A 23225-nucleotide genomic window follows, 5' to 3' on the forward strand; every position below is an offset into this window, starting at 1 on the left:
CCAGCGTTAGCCAATCGGACAAGGCCGCCACCGCCCGAGCCACGTCCACCGCACCACACGCGCCACTGCCCTCACACCCCCACCGGCCTGCCGTCTTCGCCGTCCCTCGAAAACGCCAGCCCAGTGATAAACTCCCATCACTCTTTCTCGTCCCCTTCCTATGAAATTCTGTTCTGTCTGCGGCCACGGCGTCAGCCTGAGCATTCCGCCGGGTGACAACCGCGAGCGCTTCGTATGCGGCAATTGCGGCACGGTGCATTATCAGAATCCGCGCAACGTGGTCGGCACCGTTCCGGTCTGGGACGACAAAGTGCTGCTGTGCCGTCGCGCGATCGAACCGCGCTACGGCTACTGGACGCTGCCGGCGGGTTTCATGGAAATGGGCGAAACCACCGCCGAAGCGGCTTCGCGCGAAACGCTGGAAGAAGCCGGCGCGCGTGTCGAGGTGCAAAGCCTGTTCTCGCTGCTGAACGTGCCGCACGTGCATCAGGTGCATCTGTTCTATATGGCGCGCCTGCTCGACCTCGACATTGCAGCCGGCGAGGAAAGCCTCGAAGTGAAACTCTTCGAGGAACACGAAATTCCGTGGGACGAGATCGCCTTCCCGACCATCGGCCAAACCTTGCGTTTCTTTTTCGCCGACCGTGCCGCCGGCAGTTACGGCCTGCACACGGGCGACATCTTCCGCTCGCTGCGCGAAGGTTGAGCGGCGCGCATGGTTCCCTGGCTCGGACCTGACGATCCGTTTCCTCCCGTCGAGCGCGCGCTCGGCGCGGCAAGCGGCGCAGCGGGCCTGCTCGCCGCCAGCGGCGATCTGCTGCCGTCGCGGCTGATCGACGCCTATCGGCGCGGCATCTTCCCGTGGTACTCGGACGGCCAGCCGGTGTTGTGGTGGAGTCCCGATCCACGCATGATCCTGCGCCCCGCCGAATTCAAACTGTCGCCCTCGCTGCGCAAGACGCTCAAGCGTGTGCTGCGCGAGGACGCGTGGGAAATCCGCGTCGACCACGATTTCGCCGCCGTGATGCGCGCCTGTGCGCAAGCGCCGCGGCGCGGCCAGCGCGGCACCTGGATCACCGCCGATGTGGTCGAAGCGTATTCGTCGCTGCATCGGGTAGGCGACGCGCACAGCATCGAAACCTGGTTCGAAGGCAAGCGCGTAGGCGGTTTGTATGGGGTGTCGTTCGGCCGGATGTTCTTCGGCGAATCGATGTTCGCGGAGCTCGCCGATGCGTCGAAAATGGCGCTGGCCGCGCTCGTCGGACACTTGCGACGTCACAAAATAGAAATGATAGACTGCCAGCAGAACACGTCGCATCTGGCGTCGCTTGGCGGCCGCGAGATCGCGCGCAAGGCGTTCATCGCGCATGTTCGCGCGTCTGTCGACGCACCGCCCGTTCCCTGGCGCTTCGACAAGACCGTATTGCTCGATGTCGTCGCGCCGGCGGCGTAGTAAGAATCAGGCCGAATCCGGATCCGTCGCCTACCGAGCCGCGGGTCACGAGCCGCGGGTTGAAAACCGCAAGGCGCCGGGTTTGCAATACCAGAGACGCTTCGAGAGCTGCCAACGTGACTCATCCCAACGAGCTGCCTCTTTCTCCGCTTTCCGCGCTGCAATTTTATGCAACGGCGCCCTATCCCTGCAGCTATCTGGATGGACGCATTGCGCGCTCGCAAGTCGCCACGCCCAGCCATCTGATCAACTCCGACGTCTATACCGACCTCGTCAAAGCCGGCTTCCGGCGCTCCGGCGTGTTTACCTACCGCCCGTATTGCGATGGCTGCCGCGCCTGCGTGCCCGTGCGTGTACCGGTCGACCGTTTCGAGGCGAACCGTACGCAGCGCCGGGTCTGGAAGAAGCACGGCGAGCTGGTCGCGACCGTCGCCCCGCTGCATTACGACGAAGAGCACTACGCGCTCTACATGCGCTATCAGTCGGCGCGACATGCCGGCGGCGGCATGGACCGCGACAGCCGCGACCAATACGAACAGTTCCTGCTGCAGAGCCGGATCAACTCGCGGCTGGTCGAATTCCGCGAGCCGTTGCCGGATCGTCCGGAAGCGCCAGGCATTCTGCGCATGATCAGCATGATCGACATCCTCGGTGACGGGCTCTCGTCGGTGTATACGTTCTTCGAACCGGGTCTGCCGCATACCAGCTTCGGCACCTACAACATTTACTGGCAGATCGAGCAGGCGAAGAGCCTCAAGCTGCCCTACGTCTACCTCGGCTACTGGATTCGCGAGAGCCCGAAGATGGCGTACAAGGCGAATTTCCGGCCGCTCGAAGGCTTGATCGACGGTTCATGGAAGGTGCTCGATCCTGCCAGCATCGATCTGCCGCCGGTCGATCTGGCGATTCAGGGCAGGCGCGGGCCGCTACGGCCGTAATGTCCGCGGGCTTTACCAGCCAGGACGGTACGGCCGACGCACTCCGGCGCCGACAGCGTCTGGATCTCAGCGGCTGCTTCGGTCGAAGCGCGGCGCCCTCGGACATCTCTTCGTGTTGCGATGCCACCGCCGCGCCGGCACACGAGGCCACCTCACGCACCCTCACGCCCCCTCATCCGCAGCACTCACTCCGACGCCCGCGCCTTCGCTTCCCTTTCAGTTGGTCTCATTAAAGCCTCAAAGCCGGTAAAATGGCGGGTTCCCATTTTCCGGCCGCCCGGCTTCGTCCTGTGTTCAGCTCCCTCTACCCGCTCGTACGCGCTCAACTCTTTCGCATGGATGCGGAAGACGCTCACCACCTGACTTTGCGCATGCTCGGCGCCGCCGGCCGCACCGGTCTCGCCGGCGCGCTCGGGCCACGCGTGCCGGATGCGCCGCGCACCGTGATGGGGCTGACGTTCCGCAATCCGGTCGGGCTCGCCGCAGGCCTGGACAAGGACGGCGCCGCGATCGACGGCCTCGCCGCACTGGGCTTCGGCTTCATCGAAGTGGGCACGGTCACGCCGCGCGCGCAGCCGGGTAATCCGCGCCCGCGCATGTTCCGCCTGCCGCAGGCGAATGCCGTGATCAACCGGATGGGCTTCAACAACGCGGGCGTCGACCAGTTCGTCAAGAACGTGCAGGCCGCGCGCTATCGCGGCATTCTCGGGCTGAATATCGGCAAGAACGCCGACACGCCCATCGAGCGCGCCGCCGAAGACTATCTGTACTGCCTCGAACGCGTGTACCCGTTCGCGAGCTATGTGACGGTCAACATCTCGTCGCCGAATACGAAGAATCTGCGCCAGTTGCAAGGCGCGGGCGAACTCGACGCGCTGCTCGCCGCGCTGAAGGACAAGCAGCAGCGTCTGGCCGACATGCATGGCAAACTGGTGCCGCTCGCCCTGAAGATCGCGCCGGACCTCGACGACGAACAGATCAAATCGATCGCCGATACGCTGTTGCGCCACCACTTCGAAGGCGTGATCGCCACCAATACCACGCTGTCGCGCACCGCCGTCACGGGCATGCAGTACGGCGACGAGGCCGGCGGCCTGTCGGGCAAGCCGGTGTTCGACGCTTCGAACGAAGTGATCCGCAAACTGCGCGCGGAAGTCGGCGAGGCAGTGCCGATTATCGGCGTGGGCGGGATTTTCTCGGGCGAGGATGCGCGCGCCAAGCTCGCGGCGGGCGCTTCACTGGTGCAGCTCTACACCGGCTTCATCTACCGCGGACCGGCGCTGGTGGCCGAATGCGCGCAGGCGCTGCGCTGAGGCTAACGCCAGACAGTGGGTCTTCCGGGCGCAGTGGCCTTCCGGCGCAGCGGCTTCGCCAGCCTAACGACTGGCGGCTAGCGACGCCGCATCCAGCGGCGCGCCGAAGCGCTCGAAGCGCGGTTTGTAGTGGTGGTCCGGGTCAAGCGAATACGCGACGTGACGCGTACGGCCCATCAATTCGTTGCGCGGAAAAAAGCCAAAGTAACGCGAGTCGGCGCTATCGTCGCGGTTGTCACCGAGCATCAGATACTCGCCTGGCGGCACGACCACCGGTCCGAACGAATTGCGCGGACTCGGCGCCTCGGGCGCAAGGCGTACCGTATGCACGACGCCGTCAAAACGCTCGGTCAGATAGTCGCCGGGGGACGTAGCATCGCCCGGCAGCGGCTTGAAGTGCAGCGGCTGATAATCCGCGCGCACGCCGTTCACATACAGCACGTTGTCGCGCATGGCGACACTGTCGCCGGGCAAGCCGATCAGACGCTTGACGATCAACTCATGGGCCGCCGAAGAATCGATCGTGACGATATCGCCGCGCTGCGGATCGTGCAGATGCGCGATCGTGATGTGGGTGAGCGGCACGCGCAGATCGTAGGCCATCTTGTCGACGAAGATCCGGTCGCCTTCGCGGATCGTCGGCAACATCGAGCCGCTCGGCACGACGTTCCAGTCGGCCACGGCGCTGCGGAACAGCACCATCAGGAACAGAAAGGCGACAAGGCTCTTGTTGTCGCGCCACAGTTTTCCAAGCATGCGCATCGCAGGTGGCTCCAGCGGAAGGGGAATCGAAAGCTGCGGGTACGTGGCCCCTTTTGTTCGAGTCCGCGCGCCCGCGCAGATCGTACCACCGCCGCTGGAAGCGGCGCGGCGACTGCGACGCCTTGCCTCGCTCAAGCCGCCCCGTGCGCATTGCTGCTCCAGCGTCGCGCGCGGGCCCTCGCCGCACCCGTGCTCTTACCGCCCTGAATCGCGCGCAGTCGCTCTCAGCGAACCGTCACTCCCCCGCGAACTTAAGCCCCAAAGCAGCCCGCGCGGCATCGGCCATTTCGATCATCTGCAGCGACTTGCTATGGGGCATCAGCGGGCTCTCAATCTGTCCTGCCCGAATCAGCTCGCAAAAATGCGCGGTCTCGTAGTTCAGACCCCCGCCTTCGAACGGTTCGTCGAGTTCGACCACATGACCGTCCGCGTAGCGGATCGTCGCACGTGCCGGATTCCACCAGGGTTCATGAATCGTGACATGGCCGCCCGTGGCCATCAGCAACGCGTCGCCCTTGCCGTGCAGATCGAGCCCGCAAAACAGCTGGGCGATGCCACGCTCATGCTGGCTGTTCAGACTCGCGAACGTATCGACGCCGGTCGAACCCAGCCGCCCGAGCGTCTGCACCTCACGCGGCGCACCGAGCCAGTCGACCGCGAGAAACATCTCATAGACGCCGATATCGAGCAGCGCGCCGCCCGCATGCTCGAACGACAGCGACGGATGATCGTCCGGCACGCCCGGCACCGAACAGCCGGCGCGCACGAGACCGACCTCGCCGACCGGCTCGGCATCCAGATGCGCGCGCAACTTTCTGTAGAGTGGATAGAACGGCGGCTTCATGGCTTCCATGAAAAGCCGTTGTGCGGCGCGCGCGGCCTCGAGCACACGTTCGAGTTGCGGCTTGTTGATGGTGGCGGGTTTTTCGCACAGCACGTGCAGACCGGCTTGCAGCGCGGCGATTGCGTAATCGGCGTGACTGTCCTGGACGGTGGCGATATAAAGCGCGTCGATGCCGCTCGCGAGCAGGGCGTCGAAACTCGCGCACACCTCGCCGCCGAATTCCTCGGCGAAAGCCATGGCCGGTTCGGCGCGGCGTGACCACAGCGCGGCAAGTTGCGCGTGCGGCACATGGTTGAGTCCAAGCGCGAAGCGACGGGCAATGCGGCCCGTCCCGACGATCCCCCAGCGAATCAACTCGCCCGAGGGGGTTTCTGGCATTGCTTCCAGCATTGCGATGGTCATCGTTTCTTCAAGTCCTTGCAGTTCCAAACAGACGCTATTGTGAAGCAAGCAGCGCATGCATATGCTGCCATCGTGCCGCGTCGTTCATCATGCAAGTTCCCTGCCGGAAGACAACCTGGGTCGCGATCATAGAGGCCACACTCAGGCCCCATTCACGGCCCCACCCGGCCGCGCTCAGCCGCGTGCCGGCGGTGCCGGCGTAATGTCGCTGCCGATCTCTTCCGCGCTGTAGTCGATCATCGCCAGCGAGGCGCTTTCCGCTTCCTTCGGATCGCGCCGTTCGATCGCTTCGACCACGCGCTGATGGGTGCCCACCGCCTGCTCCCACGCGCCTTCCTTCTGACCAAGGATCGGATTGACGGTCGACAGCGCGCCGCGAATGATCGCCGCCATCTGCTTGAAGAACTGGTTGCCGCTCGCCGCCATGATGCGCGCATGGAACAGTTCGTCGGCTTCCTGATAGCCCGGCTCGCCCGGCCGGATCGCGCGGAACGCATCGAACGCCTCGCGAATCGCCGCGATGTCGGCGGCACTGCCCCGTGCGGCCGCCTGCGCCGAGGCGCGCGGTTCGATCAGGATGCGAAATTCGATCACGTCGCGCAGAAACAGCGGATCGGGTTTAGCGCGAAAACGCCAGTTCACGACGTCCTCGTCGATCATGCGCCAATCGCCCATCGGCCGGATGCGCGTGCCGATCTTCGGCCGCACGTCCAGCATGTCGCGCGCGAGCAGCATCGACAGCGCCTCGCGCATGACGGTGCGACTGACGTCGAACTCCTTCGACAGCACATCCTGCGGTGGCAGTATGGCGCCGTACTTCTCTTCCACTATGCCGGTCACGAGTCCATCCATGACTTTGCTGACCAGCGAGCGATCCTTGTTTGCCTGTTCCATGACACTCTCCCCGAAGCGGTGTTTGTCCCCGCGTAGCCTGTTGATCAAGCGGCCCTAGTGTGTCGTTATCGATGTGTAGTCTTTCTTTTACGATACGTTGCTAGCTTCAAACCAGATGCGCCAGTTGGGAAACCTCCTGAGAGGGTTATCCCTCTGAAGAATTGTTTCTTCCGTGTAACGCCGCATGTTTTGACGGGCCATAAGCTTGCGTCTCAAGCGTGCCTCCGTTCCGGAATTTGCATGGTGCGAAGACGCACGTAGTGAACCGAATTGTCTGATGCACACGGCGTAAACAGCCAGGGTCCGGCGCGAAAAGACTAGCGCGACGAGACGGCGCCTGGGGCGTCGAGCGTCGGCCCGGCCACCGACGCATAGCGTCCGCCGAAAAAGATCAGTGGCGCGTGTTGGTCGAGCGAGAACACCAGCACTTCGCCAACAAAGAGCGTGTGATCGCCGCACGGATGCCGGTCCACCAGGCGCGCCGCGAAACGGGCCGCGGCGTGTTCGAGCAGCACCACGTCGGGCAAGCCGTCCACCGGCGCGAAGCGCGGCGCGAGGCGGCTCTGCGGCTCGCCGGCAAAGTGGCGGCTATGCGGTTCCTGGGCGTCGGACAACACGCTCACGCCGAACACCGCGCTGTTCATCAGACGCTCGTGCATGCGCGCGCGGTGCCCGACCGACACGACGATCAGCGGCGGCTTGAGCGAACCGGACATGAAGGCATTGGCGGTCATCGCGTGCATCGCGTCGCCGCTGCCGGTCGAAATCACCACCACGCCGGTGGCGAAACGCCCCAGCGCATGGCGGAAACGGCGCTCGTCGAAGCTCGATACGTTCAGGTCCGGCTCCTGCAACGCCGCGCCCCCACCCTCCTGCCGCCTGTCAGCGTGAAGTACCCGCGCCTGCATGATCGCTCTCCTGATCTCGCCCGTATTGATCGTCGAGGCGCACGATGTCGTCCTCGCCGAGATAACTGCCTGATTGCACCTCGATCATTTCAAGCGGCGTCTTGCCCGGATTTTCGAGCCGGTGCGTGACGCCGAGCGGAATGTACGTCGACTGGTTTTCCGAGAGCAGGAAGGATTCCTCGCCGCGCGTGACACGCGCGGTGCCGCGCACCACGATCCAATGTTCCGCGCGATGATGATGCATCTGCAACGACAGACGCCCACCCGGTTTGACGACGATGCGCTTCACCTGGAAGCGCTCGCCACGTTCGAGCGAATCGTAAAAGCCCCACGGCCGGCCGACCTTGCGATGCTCCTCGGCCTCCGTGCCGTGCTCCAGCTTCAGCCGGCTGACGATCGCCTTGACGTCCTGCACGCGATCTTTCGCGGCGACCAGCACCGCGTCGGCGGTCTCGACCACCACCACGCCGCTCACGCCGACACACGCGACGAGCCGGCCCTCGGAATGCGCGAAGCTGTCGTTCGAATCCTCGAACATCACGCGGCCACGCGCGACGTTGCCGCAAGCGTCCTTGTCGGACGCCTCCCATACCGAATCCCAGGCACCCACGTCGGACCACCCCGCGACCAGCGGCACCGCGACGCCGACGAGGCGCGCGTCGGTGGCAAGACGCTCCATCACCGCGTAGTCGATCGAATCGGAAGGACACGCGGCGAACGCCTCGCGCGCGAGATGGAGCGCGCCGCCGCCATCCAGCGTGGCATGCTCGAAAGCCTCTGCGCAGGCCGCCGCGATCAGAGGCCGGCATAGCGCGATGGCAGCAAGCCAGACCGACGCGCGCACCACGAACATGCCGCTGTTCCACCAGTACTCACCGGAGGCGGCGTAGCGTTCAGCGAGCTCCGCATCGGGCTTCTCGACGAAGCGTTCGATCGCGCGTGCCCCGTGCGCGCCAAGCGCCGCTCCCGTGCGGATATAGCCATAGCCGGTTTCAGCACGCTGCGGCGGCACGCCGAGCGTCACGATCGCACCGCGCGCGGCGTGAGAAACCGCTTCAGCGAGCGCCGCGCCGAAAGCCGCATGATCGTCAATCAGATGATCCGCGGGCAACGCGACGATGACGGGATCGTCGCCGGCCGCGGCTGCCGCGCGCGCGGCCAACGCCGCCACGGTCAGCGCCGGCGCGGTATTGCGAGGCACCGGCTCGAGCAGCATGCGCGCCGGCCGGCCGCACTGTTCGAGACGTTCGAGCGTTTGCAGCCGCAGATCCTCGCAACACACCACCAGCGGCGTGGCCGTGCCCGGCTTAGCGTCACCCGGCCTCCCTGGCGCCGTCGCGCCATACCCCGCCGTGGCGAACGCAAGATCGATCCGGCGCAACGTTGCTTCGAGCAGCGATTCGTCGCCCATCAGGCCGATCAGTTGTTTGGGATTGCGTTCGCGCGACAACGGCCACAGCCGCGTGCCGGAGCCGCCCGCGAGAATCACCGGCTGGACGGACACACGCGTGGCCGTTTCGGTGACGCTCGCAGTCGACGCGCACGGATTGCCTGGTTCAACGATACGATTCATTGTGCGATCCCCGTAAGTGTTCAAGCTGGTCTGTTATGCATTCTTGATGTGATGCGCGTGGTGCGCCGCCTTGCCCCCCGGCGGCGGTCAGTCGAAACGGCACGCGGCAACCGGTTTGCGCGCGATGAAGTGAAACCACCACGCGTCGCTGCTTTCCACGTCGTCGGCAATGCGGTTGCCCTGACAACTACCGAACACCGCGCTGCTCTGAAAACCGATCTGCGCGAGTTGGCGGCGCTGCTCCTGCAGCGTCGTATAGACGATCACAATGCCGAAGTTGTGCGCCGCCGCCGTCTTCACTGCATAGCCGCCGTAGTCGCGATTCAACTTGACGTTACGCATGTAGTTCAACATGCCGAGTTGAAAGCGCCGCATCGAGCGCAGCGTGCGCCAGCCGAGCTTGAGCGGATTGAAGCTGAATTGCGGCAGCAATTGCCAGATGTTCTCGCGGTAACCGGGGCCGCCGCGGTTGTGCGATGAAAACAGCACATAACCGCCGGGCCGCACCAACCGGTACATCTCGCCGAGGATCTTCGCGCGATCGTCGTAGTCCACGCAGTCGATGCCGTTCCAGCTGAACTGCGCCAGCCCGTAATGTCCTGACGGCAACGCCGACATGTCGCGCGCATCCATATGCCGCAAGTCGAGCTCGGGATAGCGCGACTGCGCGATCTCCAGCAGTTTCAGCGTGTAATCGACGCCGGTGTAGTCGCTCGAGATCGACGTCATCAGCGGGATCGTGCGTCCCGTGCCCACGCCGATATCCAGCAACGGTTCACCGGCGCAGCGCGGCGCGAGCCACTCGAACGCGGCCTGCTCGCCCGGGTCCGAGTAGGTTTTATCGAGCGTGAAGACGCGGGTGGCATCGGCTGAATTCCATGCCATACGATTGATGCGGTCCAACTCGGATCGACTGTTCATGGCCATGCTCCATCGAAGTGGAAGCGCGCCGGAACGACAACCCAACGCGATCATTACGCTTCCCCTGATAGACGAAGCGCGCGCACACGTTTTAGAAGCCACTGCAGGGTGCGTGCATGCCGCCAGTCGAGCCGCGTGCGGAGCGAGCCGCCGGCAACCGATGACTCGGGCTGACGGGTTTCGCTGAAAGTGCTGTGGAAAAAACCCTCGAAATACGACATCACGTTTTCTTGCGCGCGTGACGAGAGAATCGCGTGATCGGTGCGCTCGCAGAAGGCCACGCCAATCCGTTCGAAACGCCGCAGCCGCCCACCATGCGCCCCGAAGTAGCGTTCGAGCTCCTCGACGCCCTCATCGAGCACGCCGTACAGGAGACGCGTATCGACGCCTCGCGCATGCAGCGCGGTGAACAGGCGCCGCTCGTCCTTCGGCCCCAGCTGAATGCCGCTGATGCGTTCGATCCTGTCGGCGAGCGTCGCGCCGAATCTGGCCGCGAAGCGCTTCGCCAGCTCGCGCGCGACCGGCAGGCCGCCCGTCTGCCCGCGCACGACGCGAAGCCACTTACGCGGCTGACACATCGAGCGCAGATAGGTGCGCGTCGAACCGAAAGCGGCAACGGGCACCGTTGGCTTGCCGTGTTCATCGCAGATGTTGTGCCACGTGAACTTCTGCAAATTGACCAGCACGGCGCCGATCACCGCCGGTTCACGCGACGCGGCATGGAGGCCGACGAAGGCGCCCGCGCAGATGCCGAGCAGCACCGCGCCGCGATGTCCTTGCGCCGTCAGCCAACGCGCCGCGCACGCGGCGTCGTCGACGCCTGCCTGCGCATACAGCGCATCGAGACTCAACCTATCCAGCGACGGCTGGCTGTCGCCCAGGCCGCCGAGATCGACACGCAGCGACGCAATACCTTGCCGCGCGAGGCGCCGGGCGAAGCGCACGCCGAGTCGCGCATTGCCGATCCGCGACACGGCACCGGTATTCAGCAACAGCGCCGCTGGCGCGGCCGCAGCGTGTGATGCGGGCACGCAATAGATGCCGAACATCCTGCCGCCTTCGAGCCACACCGGTGTTTCGATCACGCCCGGCTCGACGATGTGGCCGGTGGTGTGGCTGTTGGTGTGGCTGTTGGTGTGGCTGTCGGTGCGATTAGCCGCGCAGCCAACAACGTGATCCGCCATGTGCTCAGCATCTTGCGCGGCGTGAGCGCGAGCGTGAGCGTCACTGTCCGCAACTGGATGCTCACGCCTGGCCGGATGTTCGGCGCCACATGCCAGCCAATCCTCGATCGACCGGAACGCCGCCTGCGGAATCTCGCTGTCGAGCGACTCCATCATGAACTTGCCATATTCGTCGAACGTCTGCCGTTCCACTTGCACGCCCTGTTCACGATACTGAGCAACGAGCGCATCGACCCGCGCGGGGTCCAGCGAATCGAGCACCAGCACACGTTCGGCCGGCCGCGCGGCATCGCGCTGCAGATCGACTGCGCGCAAGCTTTCCAGGGTGTCGCCATAGAGGCGAAAACCGTACGCTTCGACGAATGCATCGGTATCGGGCTCGGCTTCGCAATCCATCGCGGCCGGCATCAACAACCACTTGCGGTAATGCGCCCGCAATTCGCGCTGATAATTCTTGCCCGACAAAACAGGGGCCAGCAGCACCAGCCCATCCACGCCGCCGAGTTCCTGCGCGGCCAGCGCCGCGAGCATGCCGCCAAGCCGCAGCCCGCACAGCGTCACGCGTTCGACACCGCTCGTTTCACGCAGCAGCGCCACGGCCAGCTTGATGCTGTCGATCCACGCGCGCCAGCGGCCGGGCTCGCTCGCCTCTCCCGCCGCATCGCCGGTGCTGGAGTAGTCGAACCGCAGTACCGGCATGCCGCGCGCGGCGAGGCGTTCGGCCAGCCGCCGCATACCGCGATAGGTGCACAGTGCGTCGTACCCGAACGGGGCACACAGCACCACGCCACTCGACCCTTCTGCCGGATGCAACCAGCCGAACCGGCCATCGAACAGTACTGGCCTCACACTAAGCTCCTCACCGGGACAACGCCGCTTTCGATCACTACAACAAACGCCGCCCGGTTCATCTGTACGCCCTGCCACATTAGGTCGGACTCCGATACTTACGTGGTGTGGCGACCCACATGCCGTGACGGCCGAGCCGATTCAAATCGACGTACCGTTCAATTGCCGTGCGGTGCGCGCAACGCAAAGGTCGACCGGGTAGCGAGCAGCACGTGATAGAAAAAGCGCGCCCGCAGCCGCTCGCGCATCGGGTAGTGCCGCGACAGCAGCACACGCCAGGCGGCGGCCGCTTCACCGGCGCGCGCATAAGCCGAGGCGGCGCGCGGCGCGACGCGGCGCAGCGCGTCATCGCGCGCGGCCTGCGCGGCCGCGGGCACGCTGCTCGCGCGCAATTGCGCGAACGCATGCATGGCCGGCAACGCGTGGCTCGATATCGACAGCGCCGTCTCGCGCGAAACCGACACGAACTCATCCACGAAACAGATCGCGAGCGCGTCGACACTGAGCCGCAAGCCAAAATCGAAATCGCATGCTTCGCCGACTTCAGCCGCCGCGCGGTACGCAATCCGGCGCGCGGCCAAGGTATCCACCAGATAGCCGTTGTTCGGGAACATCTGGTCGATGCCCGCCAGCGCCGGCACCGGCAGCCGGCCGGCGCGTTCAGGCACCCGCAGATAATCGTGATTCAGGCGTTCGGTGGCGTGCGGCCGCGGCGTGCCATCGTCGGCGATGACGCGCTGTTTGCCGAACGCGGCGGTCAACTCGGGATGTGCGTGCCAGCATGCGTCGAGACAGCTCAGCGCGTTCGGCTCGAGCAGATCGTCGTCATGCAACAGCACGAGCCGCGCGCCTTGGGCGCGCGCGAACAACCGGTTCACGTTCGCCGCCTGTCCAAGCCGCGGTAGATTGCGCTCGTAGCGGATCGGGATCGGCCGCGTGCTGCGCAAGCGGCAACGCTCCACCACCTGGCGCGCGCTGTCATCGCTCGAATCATCACCGATCACGATTTCAAATTCGCCATACGTCTGCGCCTGACAGCTGTCGATGGCCTGTTCGAGCAAGGCCGGCCGATTGCAGGTCGGAATGCAGATGGAGATCAGACGCGCGGCTGCCCCACTGCCGCGCTTGAGGCCGGCCTCGTTCGTGGTCTCAATCATGGGTACTCCGAAAACCGTAACGGATTTCATTTGACCTTGCCGGACCGCGAATATCTGTACGCCCACCCACACATCCGCAATGGGCGAAGGCGCAATATCAAAGCCTACGGGAGGCCGGCGTCATCGTTTCAAACGCGCTGCTGGGTGCGGCGACGCACCGACAGCATTCGTGATCGACTCCATCATCGAATGACTCACCCGCCGGATAGCGCACCATGGAAAGAAGTATCGTCAAGAACATCTTCATCAATTTTGCAGGAGCCATCGCTCCGACCTTCGTCTCCCTCGTTACCGTGCCCGCCTATATTCACCTGATGGGCGTCGAGCGCTACGGGGTCATCAATCTGGTGTGGACGCTCATCGGCTACTTCAGCGTGCTCGATCTCGGCACGAGTCTCGCCACCGAAAATCAGATCTCCAAGGCGCGCGCCGCCAATGACGACTCGATCGAGCTCATCTTCTGGAGCGCGTGGTTCATGAATCTGGGCACCGGCATCGTGGGCGGCCTGCTGGTGTACCTCGGCACGTTTCTCTACATCACGCACGGCGTGAAGATCGAGGCCGCCTTTCAGCGCGAAGTCATGGCGAGCCTGCCGTGGATCGCGGTGGCCGTGCCGATCGCGAATGTCTCGTGGGTGTTTGCCGGCGCCATCAACGGGGTGGAACGCTTCACCAGCTTCAATATCAACCAGACGCTGGGCACGGCGCTGTTCCAGTTGCTGCCGCTGGCGGCGATCTTCTGCTTTTCGCCCTCGCTCGCGGTGGTGATTCCGGCCGCGGTGGTGGCGCGTCTGCTAGCCGGCGTATTGCTCGGCGCGGCGGCGTTCCGCGCGGTCGGCATTCGTCGCGTGCGGATGCCGCAGTGGCGCGTGATGGCCGAGCTCTTTCGCTACGGGCGCTGGATGCTGATGTTCTCCGGCGCCAACATGATTGCGTCGACGCTCGACCGGGTGCTGGTGGGCGCGCTGCTCGGCGCGCGCTTCGTCACCTACTATGCGACCCCGCAGAACCTCATCACGCGTCTGAACCTGCTGCCGATCGCGATGGTGCGCACACTGTTCCCGCGCCTGTCGGCCGTTTCGCGCGCCGACGCCGACGCGCTCGCGCACAGCGCCCTCGCTTTTCTGAACGGTGCCTTCACGCCCTGCGTGATCGTCGCGCTGTTCGCGCTCAAGCCGTTTCTGACGCTATGGCTGGGGCCGACGGTCGCCGCTGCTGCCCCCGTCGCCAGCGTGCTCGTGCTGGGCGTGTGGCTGAGCGGTCAAGCGGGCATTCTGGGGATTCTGATTCAGGCGCAGACGAATCCCGCTTATATCGCGGGCGTAAGCTGGCTCCAGCTGCCGGTGTTCGCCGGCGCGCTGTGGTGCGGGATTCACTGGTTCGGGATCATGGGCGCGGGTGTCGTCGTCGTGATGAAGTCGCTGTTCGACTATGCCGTGCTGCTGTTTTTCGCGCGACTGCATGTCTGGACCATCGTGCGCAATATGCTGGCCCACCTCGCGTTCCTGGTCGTCGCGCTGGTGCTCGCCGACTCGATCACCGCATTGCCGACTTTGATCGCCGCGGCGCTGGTCATGGCGGCGGCGAATCTGGGGATGTCGTTGCATGGGTCCAGCGAGCTCAGGGGTGTCGTGTATAAGCTGTGGACGCGGCTGACGTTGTCGGCAAGTTAGTTGGGCGGTAGAAGCGGGTCTGGCTTCAGGCCCGCTTCACCTCTTCGCTTTACGTCTTCGCTTCACCTCTTCGCTTCACCTCTTCGCTTCACCTCTTCGCTTCACCTCTTCGCTTCACCTCTTTCTTCTCCAGACGCCTTTTCGCGACCTCTTCAACGCCTGTTCGCCGATGTTCCCCGGCTTCTCACCTCACCTCACATCACATCACCTTCCCTGCCCGTCACAACATCGTCTTCCGTGAAACAGCATCCGGCACCGCAATGTCAGGCGTGGCCAGATTGGCCGTGGCGATCGTGGCAAAGCGGCGCGGCTGGCGGCTCGCAAGCGCGCGCTCATAGACCGACAGATAATCGTCGCTCACCCGTTGCACGTTGAATCGCTCGCAATTCCTCCGCGAGCGCGCCATCAGCATGGCACGGGCAACACGATCGATCAGCAGCAAGCCAAGCGCCTCCGCAAGTTCCACCGGATTCGCGGGCGGCACCAGCAGACCGGCCTCGCCGTCATCGAGCATCTCCGGAATGCCGCCCACCCGGGTCCCGACGATCGCGCGCCCCGCCTCGCGGGCTTCGCACAACACCAGTGCACCCGGCTCGGCGTGCGAAGCCAACGTGAAAACGTCGGCTTGAGCAAGATAGGCACGCGGATCAGCAACGAAGCCCGTAAAGTGCGCCTGCTCTGCTACCCCGAGTTGCTGGGCCAGTGCTTCCATCGCGGCGCGATCGGGCCCTTCACCGACCAGATACAGCACCGCGTCAGGCACACGCTTGCGCAACAGCGCGAAAGCCTGCAGCAAATCGCGGATACCCTTGCGTTCATACATGCCCGCCACCGTGACGATGCAGGGATGAGCCAACTGCGGTTCATCGGGCACCGGTGTGTGGGCAAGGCGTGGCGTGCCGATCGTGCCGTTCCCGATCACGCCAAGGCGGGTCCGTGGTATGCCGCGTCGCGCCATCGCGATCGCCACGGCTTCGCTGACCGCCACGACGCGGTCGCCCACGCGCATCAGCGTCGCGCTTTTCTGGAACTCGTTGTGCACCGTGGTGACGAGCACGAAACGCCGCCGCAGTGAACTGAAGCGTGCGATCAGCGCGCCGGTGATCATGTGCGCATGCACGACGTCGGGATCGTACTGCGCGACCAGCCGGTTGAACCCCGCAATCATGGCGGGCAAGCGCGACGGCCGCGGCGCTTGCGCGAGCAACACGTGACGCACACCCTCACGCGCCAGCAACGCCTCGTGGCCGCCGCCCGTCGACGCCACCGTCACGTCGTGGCCGGCACGCGCCTGCATGCAGGCGAGGTCGACCATCATGTTGACGATGCCGTTGCCGACGTTCTGCGCATGATTGGCGAGATGAATGATTTTCATGGTGTCTGTGCAGTATCTGTTGAGTGAGGCGCGGCCAGCGCGAGCGGCGCCATCGGTGGCGTGAAGCGATACATGAGCGCTTTGCCGTGTGCGTCTTCCTCGACCAGCACGAGGTATTCGCCCGACGCGAGGCGATGAGCGGTCAGCGGCATCGGCACGTCGATCCAGCCGCTTGTCGAGCCGACTTCCTTGCCCGGTTCGAGCCGGCCGACATCGCGCCCGGTAGCGCGGTCGTAGACGCGCACGATCGCGCTGCGGGTTTCGATGGCGAAGACGTAGTCGCCCGCCACCGCGAAGCCGCTGATCGACAACCAGTCGGGCGCCCCGCGGTCGGGCAAGCCGATGAGATAGCGCAGCACCGGCTTGCCGCTCTTCCAGTGGTCGTAGCGGGCCAGTTGCGAACCCGCGCCATTCCAGTTGTCCTGAACGAATGGATGCGCCGCTGTCGAGCCGGAGACGAACATCGTGTCGTCGGCGGGGAAGTAGTTCAGCCGCGCGATCCGGTTGAACGGCTCGGGCGGCGGATACTCGCGCATCGCGGCGTAGCGGTAGACCGGATTGCCGACCCGGTCGAAGCCTTGCAACGGAAACGAGCGGATCCCCGCCGACTCCGTGCCCTGCCAGATATCGCCGCGGCTGTCGACCCACCACGCACGCAGCCGCGGAGCGTCCGTGCTGCCGGTGTTCTGGTCGAACGCGCTGGTGGAGAAGTCGCCCTTGCCGGTCGCATCGCGCCAGATCCATTCGCCTTGCGGCGGCTGGTTGGGCGGCCACGCGCCGTCGATATGCGACTGCGCGAAGAGACCCGCGGGAATCGCCGTCTCGCGATCGGCGGTGAAGCGATAGATGCGCAGAAACGACGAATACATGTCCGTCGTATAGAGCAGCCGGTGTCCCTGAACATCGCGCACGAGCGGCATGCCGCGCTGGCCGCCGAGGTACAGATGAAAGTACGGATCGTACGGATAGCGGAAACGGTCGGCGGTGTAGCCGGCGTACGACCACTCCTCGCCGACCGGGCGCGTCAGGTCGAGCGTGAAGCGCTTGCTGCCGCTATAGACCGAGGGCGGCTCGCCGTCGACGAATTGCGCCCCATCGACGAATAACAACCCTTGCAGGCTGAAGCGCTGCGTACCGTCGGGCGCATAGCTCTCGATCAGCGCGCCATCGTAAGTGCTCGCGCCCGTGCCGATCGGACGCGGCCCCGCGCCGTTCATCGACACATAAATGTTGCCGGCGCGGTCCACCCCGACGCCGGTCAATCCATTGAAGCGCCGTGGCCCCGGCGCACCGGCGCGGCCCGCATAAATGCCGCCCTCTTCGCCGAAGCTCGCCGACAACTGCATGCCCGCGCCCGCTTGAGCGGCGCCGGACGCTGCGACGCCGGCAGGATTCATCGTGAAAATCAGGATCTGCTGGCGCACGCCGTTGTCGGCGATCAGCAGCCGTCCGCGTGTGTCGACTGTCAGATCCGCGGGCACTACGCCTCGCGGCAACGCAAGCTCGCCCAGGCGTGCGCCATTGCGCGCCCGATGAACCACACGCGCGGCACCGTCGGTGCGACTGTTCTCGACGATCCACAGCGAACCATCGGGCGCCAGCGCGAGGCGCCCCGGTTCGTGAACCGGGAAGCTGCCGACCGCCTGCATGGTTTGCGCATCGAAAATCTGCACGCGGTTGTCACGCGGATTCGATACGAAGAGCCGCGTCTCGTCCGCAGCGAGCCCACGGATCGCGTAATCGTCCTTGCTCGAAAAAGTCGACACCAGCAGAAACGCCAGGCGGCGGCCCCCCGCCAGACTCACCTGACCGGCGAACGGCACGCCGTCGCGGATATCGGTGCGGCTGCGGCGCGCCACGCCGGTCCACTGTTCGCCCTCGCGCGGCATGCGCCGGTGTTGGGTCATCTCGTTGCCGAGACTGACGACCGTTTGCGCGACGAACACGTATTCGTCGTTCACGGCGATCGCGTCGCCGCCCATCATGCCCCAGCCGTGCGAGTCGCCACCGTAGCGAACCAGTTGACCGTTACGGTACTGGCCAATCTCGCCGCCACCTTCGTCCCAGGGCGCGTTCGTGAAGACGTCGCCCTCCGGCGTGACAGCGAGCGCCTGCACGTCGATCTGCACCCAGCGATGATCCGCGTAGCCCCACGTGTTGCCGATCCACGACGTGCGGTACGACAGCGACGGATGCGCGGCGACGGCCAGCGCTTCGGCAGCAGGCTTGCTCGCCGACGCCACGAAGTTCCCGCCCTGCTCGGCGCGGAGCGTTTGCGCCGGTCCGAGGGTGGTGCCGCCTCCCGCTCCGCTCGCCGCGATCAGCACGAGCACCGGCAGCGCCAGCGCGGCGGCGCAAACGAGCCGTTCGAAGGTTGTGCGTGCAATGCGTCGCATGGTCTTTACGCGTCAGAACGCGTCGATCGCTTCGCGGTAGATTTGCGCGACCTGCGCGGCCACTACCGGCCGGTCGAAATGTCGGCGCGCATACGCGCGGCACGCTGCCGAATCCGGCATCACGCGCCGGCCAAGCAGGACGTCGACAATGCCGTCGCCGATCGCGTTGAAGCCGCACGAAGGCAGCACCAATTGAGTGGATAGCGGCGCGACCGCTTCCGTCAGGCCGCCCACCGGCGTCACCAGCACCGGCGTGCCGGCCGCGAGCGATTCGATCGTCGTGAGTCCGAAGCCTTCGAGCGACACCGTCGGCACCACCGACAGATCGGCGGCGCGATACCAGAGCGGCACCGTGTCGTCGGCCACAAAGCCGACGAGCCGCACATGGCGCTCGAGCCCGCGGGCGACGATACGCGCCTGCAATTTCGCCGCCAGCGGCCCTTTGCCGGCGATCGTCAGGAGTACATCGGGCAGCACGGGCTTGACGACGGCGATCGCATCGATCAGGTCTTCGAGTCCCATGCGCGAAACCAGGCGCCGCATGCAAAACAACAGCGGCCGGTCCAGCGGCAAACCGAGCTGCTCGCGTGCCCGCCGCTGCGTCACGCGGGTGTCGAATTGCGCAACGTCGACGCAGCCGGGCACGATCCGGATGCGCTCCTCATGCACGCCATAGGTCTCGCGCAGAATCTTCCCGAACGCCTGCGAGAGCACGATGTGACGCGTGCCGCCCCGGTACACGAAACGCTCGAGCGCGAGCCGCGTGGCACGTGCCCAGCCGCCATCGCCCCCCGGATAGGATTCGTCCGCCCATGGCCCATGAAAATGCACGACCTTCGGCACGTTTCTGAACAGGCCTGCGGTGGGCGCCGCGTAAAGCGCGAAATGCGTGGCGACGATATCGGGCATCCGCGCCGACCGCAGCGCCCGCGACTGCCTGCGCGAGCCCCACAGACGCGTCCCGAGCGGCGCCTGCGCGCTGGCGAAAGCCAGCACGCTGCCGCCCGATGCGTCGAACACACCGGGCGTGGCCGCCACCATGCCGCGGACATTGACGCCCTGCGCAGGCAGCGTATCGATCAACGCCGCGAACATGCGGTCGAGCCCGCCTGGCCGCTCGTTGAACCAGTGCATGCCGATTTGCAGCGAATCGATCGGCGCGCTCATAGCTCCGCCGAAGCGGTCGCACAGCCCGCCGGCAACGATTGCGCCGTGCGCCGCGCGTGCACCTCTTCATAGACCGCCAGATAGCGTTCCGCCATGGCCTGCCAGCTCAAGGTCCGGGCGACTTCGCGCGCCGCCTGCCCGAGGCGGCGTGCGTAGGCGCGATCGCTCGCGAGACGTTCGATCGCCGCGGCAAGCGCGGCCTCATCGTTGGGATCGTCGAGCACGATGCCGCTTCTGGGCGTAATCACCTCAGCGCCGCCCGCGGTACGCACGGTAATGACCGGCAATCCGGCGGCCAGCGCTTCGAGCAGCACCAGTCCCATCGGTTCGTAGCGCGAGGGAAACACGAACGCGTCGACTGAACGCATCAGCGCGGGCATGTCCATCACCAGGTCCGTGAAGTGGACCCGCTCCGTCAACCCGAGTGACGCCGCCAGCGCCGGGTAGGGACTGTTGTGCAGAATCCCCGCGACCGCCAGATGCACGTCGGCCGAGGTGTGCACCAGCGCGCGCAGCACCGTGTCGAGATTCTTGCGCGACATGCGCAAATCGCCGGCGAACAGCAACATGAAGCGCGCCGTCGGCAGACCGAAGCGGCTCCGCTGAGACTTACCGGGCGCGAATTCGTCGACATCGACGCCGTTATGAATCACTTGCAGCCGCGCCGCCCCGGCGCCCAGCGCGCGCACTTCGGCGGCGACCGTATGCGACACCGGCACGATGACCTCCGCATGCCGGAAGGCCCATTTCTCGCAGCCGATATTGAGCAGCGTGTAGAGGACCTGATACGCATCGTAGAGACCGCGCAACAGGCGGAACGGATAGAAACCGCAGCGATACCAGCCGTCGTGAACGAAATGCGCCGCATTGACATCGGCGCGCGCCCACGCGATGAAGCCGTTCACGTGAATCACATCGAACGCCTGACGATGTGCACGGATCCACGCGCCGCAACGCCACGCGAACAGCTGATACTGGACGAGCCTGGTCGGCAGCCGGCTTTCAGCGATCCGCACGAAGCGCACACCCGGGTGCTGCACCAGCTCGGGGGCCGCCTGGGCGGCGAGCAGGGTCACCGAATGACCGGCCGCGAGCGCTGCCAGCACGATCTCGTAGTTGACGCGCCCTTGCCCATCGTTCTTGCGCACGACATGGGTGACGATCAAAATCCGCATCCCGTTGTCCTTCCTCTGGATATTTTTCACGGTCGTGCCCGGGCCACGGCGACCGGACTGTGGCGTTCACGCGCGTAGCGCAACGAAATCACCGGCAGGGTCACGCCGATAAAGAAAAACATCCCCGACACCGCGGTCAATGTGTTGACGAAAATCATCATCGAGAAGATCGCCACGGCCACGCCGACGCCGGAGATCGCCAGCAAGTCAGTTGGGTGGCGACGGCTCGCCCGCCAGGCACGCCACAGCAGCATGACGATGCCGGTGGTGTAAAGCAGCGTGCCGGGCCACCCCATCACGTAGGGCACCTCCATCAGGCCGCTGTCGAAATTGAGCATGGCCTGCGCGCTCTTGTCGTCGGACAGCTTGCTGCCGAGACCGGTCGTGCCCAGCCCCTGGCCGGCAATATCGGTGAGCGCCGACGACATGAACGACTTGTAGAACTCCGCGCGCGCCTGGTAGCTGTCGTCCTGGCCGAGGTTCTGAATTGTGCTCAAGCGCTGCATCACCGGTTCGGCAACCTGATCGATCATCATCAGCGGCGCGGCCACCACGGCCAGCGCCAGCACGCCGGCCAGCAGCCGCGCCCGGCTTTTGCCGTCGAGCATCGCGAACGAGTACAACAGCGCGATCGCGAAACCGCCCCACGCGCTGCGCGCGCTGGTGAGCAGCAGCGCGGGAATCCCCACGCAGCCGAGCAGGATGCGTGCTTTACCGCGCGCGGCGAGCGACATCAGCAGAATCGTCATGAGCGTGACCGCGAACGGGCCGCATGAATTCATCGTGCTGCTCACGCGCATGCCGAACGGCACCGGCTGCCCCTCCGAGAGCATCTTCGAGGAGATCAGCCAGAATGCGTCCCACGGCATCGGCGAGACGAACTCGATCAAGCCGTACACACTCATCAGGAGTCCGCCATAAACGAAGGTCTTCAGCAGAACCCGGTGATAGGCGGGGTAATGGCGCCACGTGACAGTGAGGTAAAACGCCACCATCACGGGATACAGCCAGTTGATCAGCGTAAACGTCGCCGCTGCCATACCGACCTGCGCCATGCCGACCACAAAGGCATAGAGCAAGGCGATCACGATCAGTACCAGCGGCGCCGCACGGCGTTGCCCGAACAACCTGACATGCTTGAGCAAGGTCAGGCCGGTGAGCGCGACGGCGAGCAGCGTCGCCACCATAATCGGGCTTTGCTGATTGAACGCACCGTTGATGAAGTCCGCGAGGCGCCGCACTTCCGGCGTCAGAAAAAACAGCCAGCAGACGAATCCGATGTAGTGCGCGGGCGAGCGCCAATACAACACCAACGCCACGCCGAACGCGCCAAGCGGAAAGAAATATTCGACCAGCCTGCCCTGATGCAGCAGGATCAAACCCAGGGTCGCGGCAAACAGGAGTAACGGCAACAGGAGCGGATGACGCAAGCCTTTTGGCTGCGCTTGCGCTGCGCGGGAACGCGCGCTCGGCATGTCAGACGCGAACGCGTCGCCGGCAAACGCACGCGCTTTGCCCGGCGATGTCGATAGTCCAGCCTGGGTGGAAGGCGTGACCAGCGCTCGCGCCATCATAGAAGCTCGAACGTGTTGACCTGCGCCACGCCATCGCGCTCGCGGCGCCGCATGCCGAAGAGCGTCGGGCTGCCGCGCACCTGGCGCGTCAGGCCGATGAACGGCTCGCCATGTTCGAGGTACGGCCCTTCCGTCTTGCGAAAGCCGAATTGCTCGTAGAAGTCGCGCAAGCCGAGCGGCGCACTCACCCGCGCGGCGTGTCCCGGCCAACGTTCGGCGATCGCCTGCAGCACCCGTTCGATCAACATCTCAGCTGTGCCGTCGCCGCGCCGCAGTGGGCTCGTCAGCACCTTGTCGATGGTAATTTCCGGATCTTCGGCATCGCCGGGTTGCAGGCGCGCGTAGGCCAGGATCGGCATGGGCCGCGCCACGTCCTCGAGCGCGAAGACATGCAGCGCACGCTCGTCGCGGCCATCGGCATCAAGACAGACATGCGATTGCTCGACCACGAAGACCGCGCTGCGCGCCCGCAAGATCAGGTACAACTCACGCGCCGAGAGCTGTTCGAATTCCAGCGTTTTCCAGTTCATCACGTTCCCCAGCGGTAAATAAGTTCAGCGAGCGCGGCATCGCTCGCCGCTCCCGACGGCCTGGCTCGACACGCCGGCCTGTTGTCATGGCTACACGGTACGTCCGCAAAACGCGTGTTTCCGTGCGCCATCGCACT

Annotated in this window: 19 protein-coding genes; 5 read left to right on the plus strand and 14 right to left on the minus strand. The window is 65.2% G+C overall.

The window, feature by feature from the left end:
• The first annotated feature begins 160 nt into the window (after window positions 1-160).
• From P0D84_RS11985 to P0D84_RS12000, 4 genes are all read left to right on the plus strand, one after another.
• Window positions 161-706 (plus strand): NUDIX hydrolase, encoded by a 546-nt coding sequence (locus tag P0D84_RS11985; protein WP_408336539.1) that lies wholly within the window; start codon window positions 161-163, stop codon window positions 704-706.
• A gap of 9 nt (window positions 707-715) precedes the next feature.
• Window positions 716-1453 carry a leucyl/phenylalanyl-tRNA--protein transferase gene (gene aat / locus P0D84_RS11990; RefSeq protein WP_408336542.1) on the plus strand — a complete coding sequence of 246 codons (738 nt, stop codon included), beginning with the start codon at window positions 716-718 and terminating at the stop codon, window positions 1451-1453.
• 116 nt (window positions 1454-1569) lie between these two features.
• Window positions 1570-2391: an arginyltransferase gene (locus P0D84_RS11995; protein ID WP_408336545.1), complete on the plus strand. Its 822-nt coding sequence runs from the start codon at window positions 1570-1572 to the stop codon at window positions 2389-2391.
• Window positions 2392-2726: 335 nt separating this feature from the next.
• Complete coding sequence (locus P0D84_RS12000) at window positions 2727-3704, plus strand: quinone-dependent dihydroorotate dehydrogenase (protein ID WP_408339802.1); 978 nt, start codon at window positions 2727-2729, stop codon at window positions 3702-3704.
• A gap of 63 nt (window positions 3705-3767) precedes the next feature.
• Here P0D84_RS12000 and lepB read toward each other — a convergent pair whose 3' ends face one another.
• The 8 genes from lepB to P0D84_RS12040 form a co-directional block, all read right to left on the minus strand.
• A complete protein-coding gene (gene lepB / locus P0D84_RS12005; protein WP_408336548.1) occupies window positions 3768-4466 on the minus strand; it encodes a signal peptidase I in 699 nt (232 codons plus the stop codon).
• Window positions 4467-4701: 235 nt separating this feature from the next.
• Window positions 4702-5712 (minus strand): Gfo/Idh/MocA family protein, encoded by a 1011-nt coding sequence (locus tag P0D84_RS12010; protein ID WP_408336551.1) that lies wholly within the window; start codon window positions 5710-5712, stop codon window positions 4702-4704.
• A gap of 174 nt (window positions 5713-5886) precedes the next feature.
• Window positions 5887-6606: a FadR/GntR family transcriptional regulator gene (locus P0D84_RS12015; protein ID WP_408336554.1), complete on the minus strand. Its 720-nt coding sequence runs from the start codon at window positions 6604-6606 to the stop codon at window positions 5887-5889.
• A 317-nt stretch (window positions 6607-6923) separates the two neighbouring features.
• Window positions 6924-7514, minus strand: coding sequence for a flavin reductase family protein (locus tag P0D84_RS12020; RefSeq protein ID WP_408336557.1), 591 nt, complete (start codon window positions 7512-7514; stop codon window positions 6924-6926).
• Complete coding sequence (locus tag P0D84_RS12025; RefSeq protein ID WP_408336560.1) at window positions 7489-9087, minus strand: mannose-1-phosphate guanylyltransferase/mannose-6-phosphate isomerase; 1599 nt, start codon at window positions 9085-9087, stop codon at window positions 7489-7491. Before P0D84_RS12025 ends, P0D84_RS12020 begins: the two co-directional genes overlap by 26 nt.
• Window positions 9088-9174: 87 nt before the next feature.
• Window positions 9175-10008, minus strand: a complete 834-nt coding sequence (locus P0D84_RS12030; protein ID WP_408336563.1) for a class I SAM-dependent methyltransferase — start codon at window positions 10006-10008, stop codon at window positions 9175-9177.
• Between the two features lie 53 nt (window positions 10009-10061).
• Window positions 10062-12041, minus strand: coding sequence for a serine aminopeptidase domain-containing protein (locus P0D84_RS12035; RefSeq protein WP_408336566.1), 1980 nt, complete (start codon window positions 12039-12041; stop codon window positions 10062-10064).
• Window positions 12042-12199: 158 nt separating this feature from the next.
• Window positions 12200-13198, minus strand: a complete 999-nt coding sequence (locus P0D84_RS12040; RefSeq protein ID WP_408336569.1) for a glycosyltransferase family 2 protein — start codon at window positions 13196-13198, stop codon at window positions 12200-12202.
• Between the two features lie 215 nt (window positions 13199-13413).
• Here P0D84_RS12040 and P0D84_RS12045 point away from each other — a divergent pair, with 215 nt between their 5' ends.
• A complete protein-coding gene (locus P0D84_RS12045) occupies window positions 13414-14871 on the plus strand; it encodes an oligosaccharide flippase family protein (RefSeq protein ID WP_408336572.1) in 1458 nt (485 codons plus the stop codon).
• 220 nt (window positions 14872-15091) lie between these two features.
• Here P0D84_RS12045 and P0D84_RS12050 read toward each other — a convergent pair whose 3' ends face one another.
• The 6 genes from P0D84_RS12050 to P0D84_RS12075 are packed head-to-tail and all read right to left on the minus strand — an operon-like array spanning window position 15092 to window position 23088.
• The gene (locus P0D84_RS12050) at window positions 15092-16246 is read right to left on the minus strand and encodes a glycosyltransferase family 4 protein (protein WP_408336575.1); all 1155 of its coding nucleotides are present in this window, start codon (window positions 16244-16246) and stop codon (window positions 15092-15094) included.
• Window positions 16243-18642 carry an NHL repeat-containing protein gene (locus P0D84_RS12055; protein ID WP_408336578.1) on the minus strand — a complete coding sequence of 800 codons (2400 nt, stop codon included), beginning with the start codon at window positions 18640-18642 and terminating at the stop codon, window positions 16243-16245. The genes P0D84_RS12050 and P0D84_RS12055 overlap by 4 nt, the downstream gene beginning before the upstream one ends.
• 12 nt (window positions 18643-18654) lie before the next feature.
• Window positions 18655-19809, minus strand: a complete 1155-nt coding sequence (locus tag P0D84_RS12060) for a glycosyltransferase family 4 protein (protein WP_408336581.1) — start codon at window positions 19807-19809, stop codon at window positions 18655-18657.
• Window positions 19806-20984: a glycosyltransferase family 4 protein gene (locus P0D84_RS12065; protein ID WP_408336584.1), complete on the minus strand. Its 1179-nt coding sequence runs from the start codon at window positions 20982-20984 to the stop codon at window positions 19806-19808. The genes P0D84_RS12060 and P0D84_RS12065 overlap by 4 nt, the downstream gene beginning before the upstream one ends.
• Window positions 20985-21010: 26 nt before the next feature.
• Window positions 21011-22558 (minus strand): O-antigen ligase family protein, encoded by a 1548-nt coding sequence (locus P0D84_RS12070; RefSeq protein ID WP_408336587.1) that lies wholly within the window; start codon window positions 22556-22558, stop codon window positions 21011-21013.
• Entirely contained in the window at window positions 22555-23088 is a 534-nt protein-coding gene (locus P0D84_RS12075; protein WP_408336590.1) for a GNAT family N-acetyltransferase, read from the minus strand. Before P0D84_RS12075 ends, P0D84_RS12070 begins: the two co-directional genes overlap by 4 nt.
• Between the last annotated feature and the right edge of the window lie 137 nt (window positions 23089-23225).

The organism is Paraburkholderia sp. RL17-337-BIB-A (assembly GCF_046025895.1).
Taxonomy (GTDB): Bacteria; Pseudomonadota; Gammaproteobacteria; order Burkholderiales; family Burkholderiaceae; genus Paraburkholderia; species Paraburkholderia fungorum_C.

Excerpts from the sequence above, each read along its gene's own strand:
- P0D84_RS12000 (WP_408339802.1), top strand. The coding sequence starts at position 2,727 with ATGGATGCGGAAGACGCTCACCACCTGACTTTGCGCATGCTCGGCGCC.
- aat (WP_408336542.1), top strand. The coding sequence starts at position 716 with ATGGTTCCCTGGCTCGGACCTGACGATCCGTTTCCTCCCGTCGAGCGC.
- P0D84_RS12025 (WP_408336560.1), bottom strand. The coding sequence starts at position 9,087 with ATGAATCGTATCGTTGAACCAGGCAATCCGTGCGCGTCGACTGCGAGC.
- P0D84_RS12040 (WP_408336569.1), bottom strand. The coding sequence starts at position 13,198 with ATGATTGAGACCACGAACGAGGCCGGCCTCAAGCGCGGCAGTGGGGCA.
- P0D84_RS12055 (WP_408336578.1), bottom strand. The coding sequence starts at position 18,642 with ATGCGACGCATTGCACGCACAACCTTCGAACGGCTCGTTTGCGCCGCC.
- P0D84_RS12060 (WP_408336581.1), bottom strand. The coding sequence starts at position 19,809 with ATGAGCGCGCCGATCGATTCGCTGCAAATCGGCATGCACTGGTTCAAC.
- P0D84_RS12075 (WP_408336590.1), bottom strand. The coding sequence starts at position 23,088 with ATGAACTGGAAAACGCTGGAATTCGAACAGCTCTCGGCGCGTGAGTTG.
- P0D84_RS12065 (WP_408336584.1), bottom strand. The coding sequence starts at position 20,984 with ATGCGGATTTTGATCGTCACCCATGTCGTGCGCAAGAACGATGGGCAA.
- P0D84_RS12045 (WP_408336572.1), top strand. The coding sequence starts at position 13,414 with ATGGAAAGAAGTATCGTCAAGAACATCTTCATCAATTTTGCAGGAGCC.
- P0D84_RS12050 (WP_408336575.1), bottom strand. The coding sequence starts at position 16,246 with ATGAAAATCATTCATCTCGCCAATCATGCGCAGAACGTCGGCAACGGC.
- lepB (WP_408336548.1), bottom strand. The coding sequence starts at position 4,466 with ATGCGCATGCTTGGAAAACTGTGGCGCGACAACAAGAGCCTTGTCGCC.
- P0D84_RS12015 (WP_408336554.1), bottom strand. The coding sequence starts at position 6,606 with ATGGAACAGGCAAACAAGGATCGCTCGCTGGTCAGCAAAGTCATGGAT.
- P0D84_RS12010 (WP_408336551.1), bottom strand. The coding sequence starts at position 5,712 with ATGACCATCGCAATGCTGGAAGCAATGCCAGAAACCCCCTCGGGCGAG.
- P0D84_RS12070 (WP_408336587.1), bottom strand. The coding sequence starts at position 22,558 with ATGATGGCGCGAGCGCTGGTCACGCCTTCCACCCAGGCTGGACTATCG.
- P0D84_RS12020 (WP_408336557.1), bottom strand. The coding sequence starts at position 7,514 with ATGCAGGCGCGGGTACTTCACGCTGACAGGCGGCAGGAGGGTGGGGGC.
- P0D84_RS12030 (WP_408336563.1), bottom strand. The coding sequence starts at position 10,008 with ATGAACAGTCGATCCGAGTTGGACCGCATCAATCGTATGGCATGGAAT.
- P0D84_RS11985 (WP_408336539.1), top strand. The coding sequence starts at position 161 with ATGAAATTCTGTTCTGTCTGCGGCCACGGCGTCAGCCTGAGCATTCCG.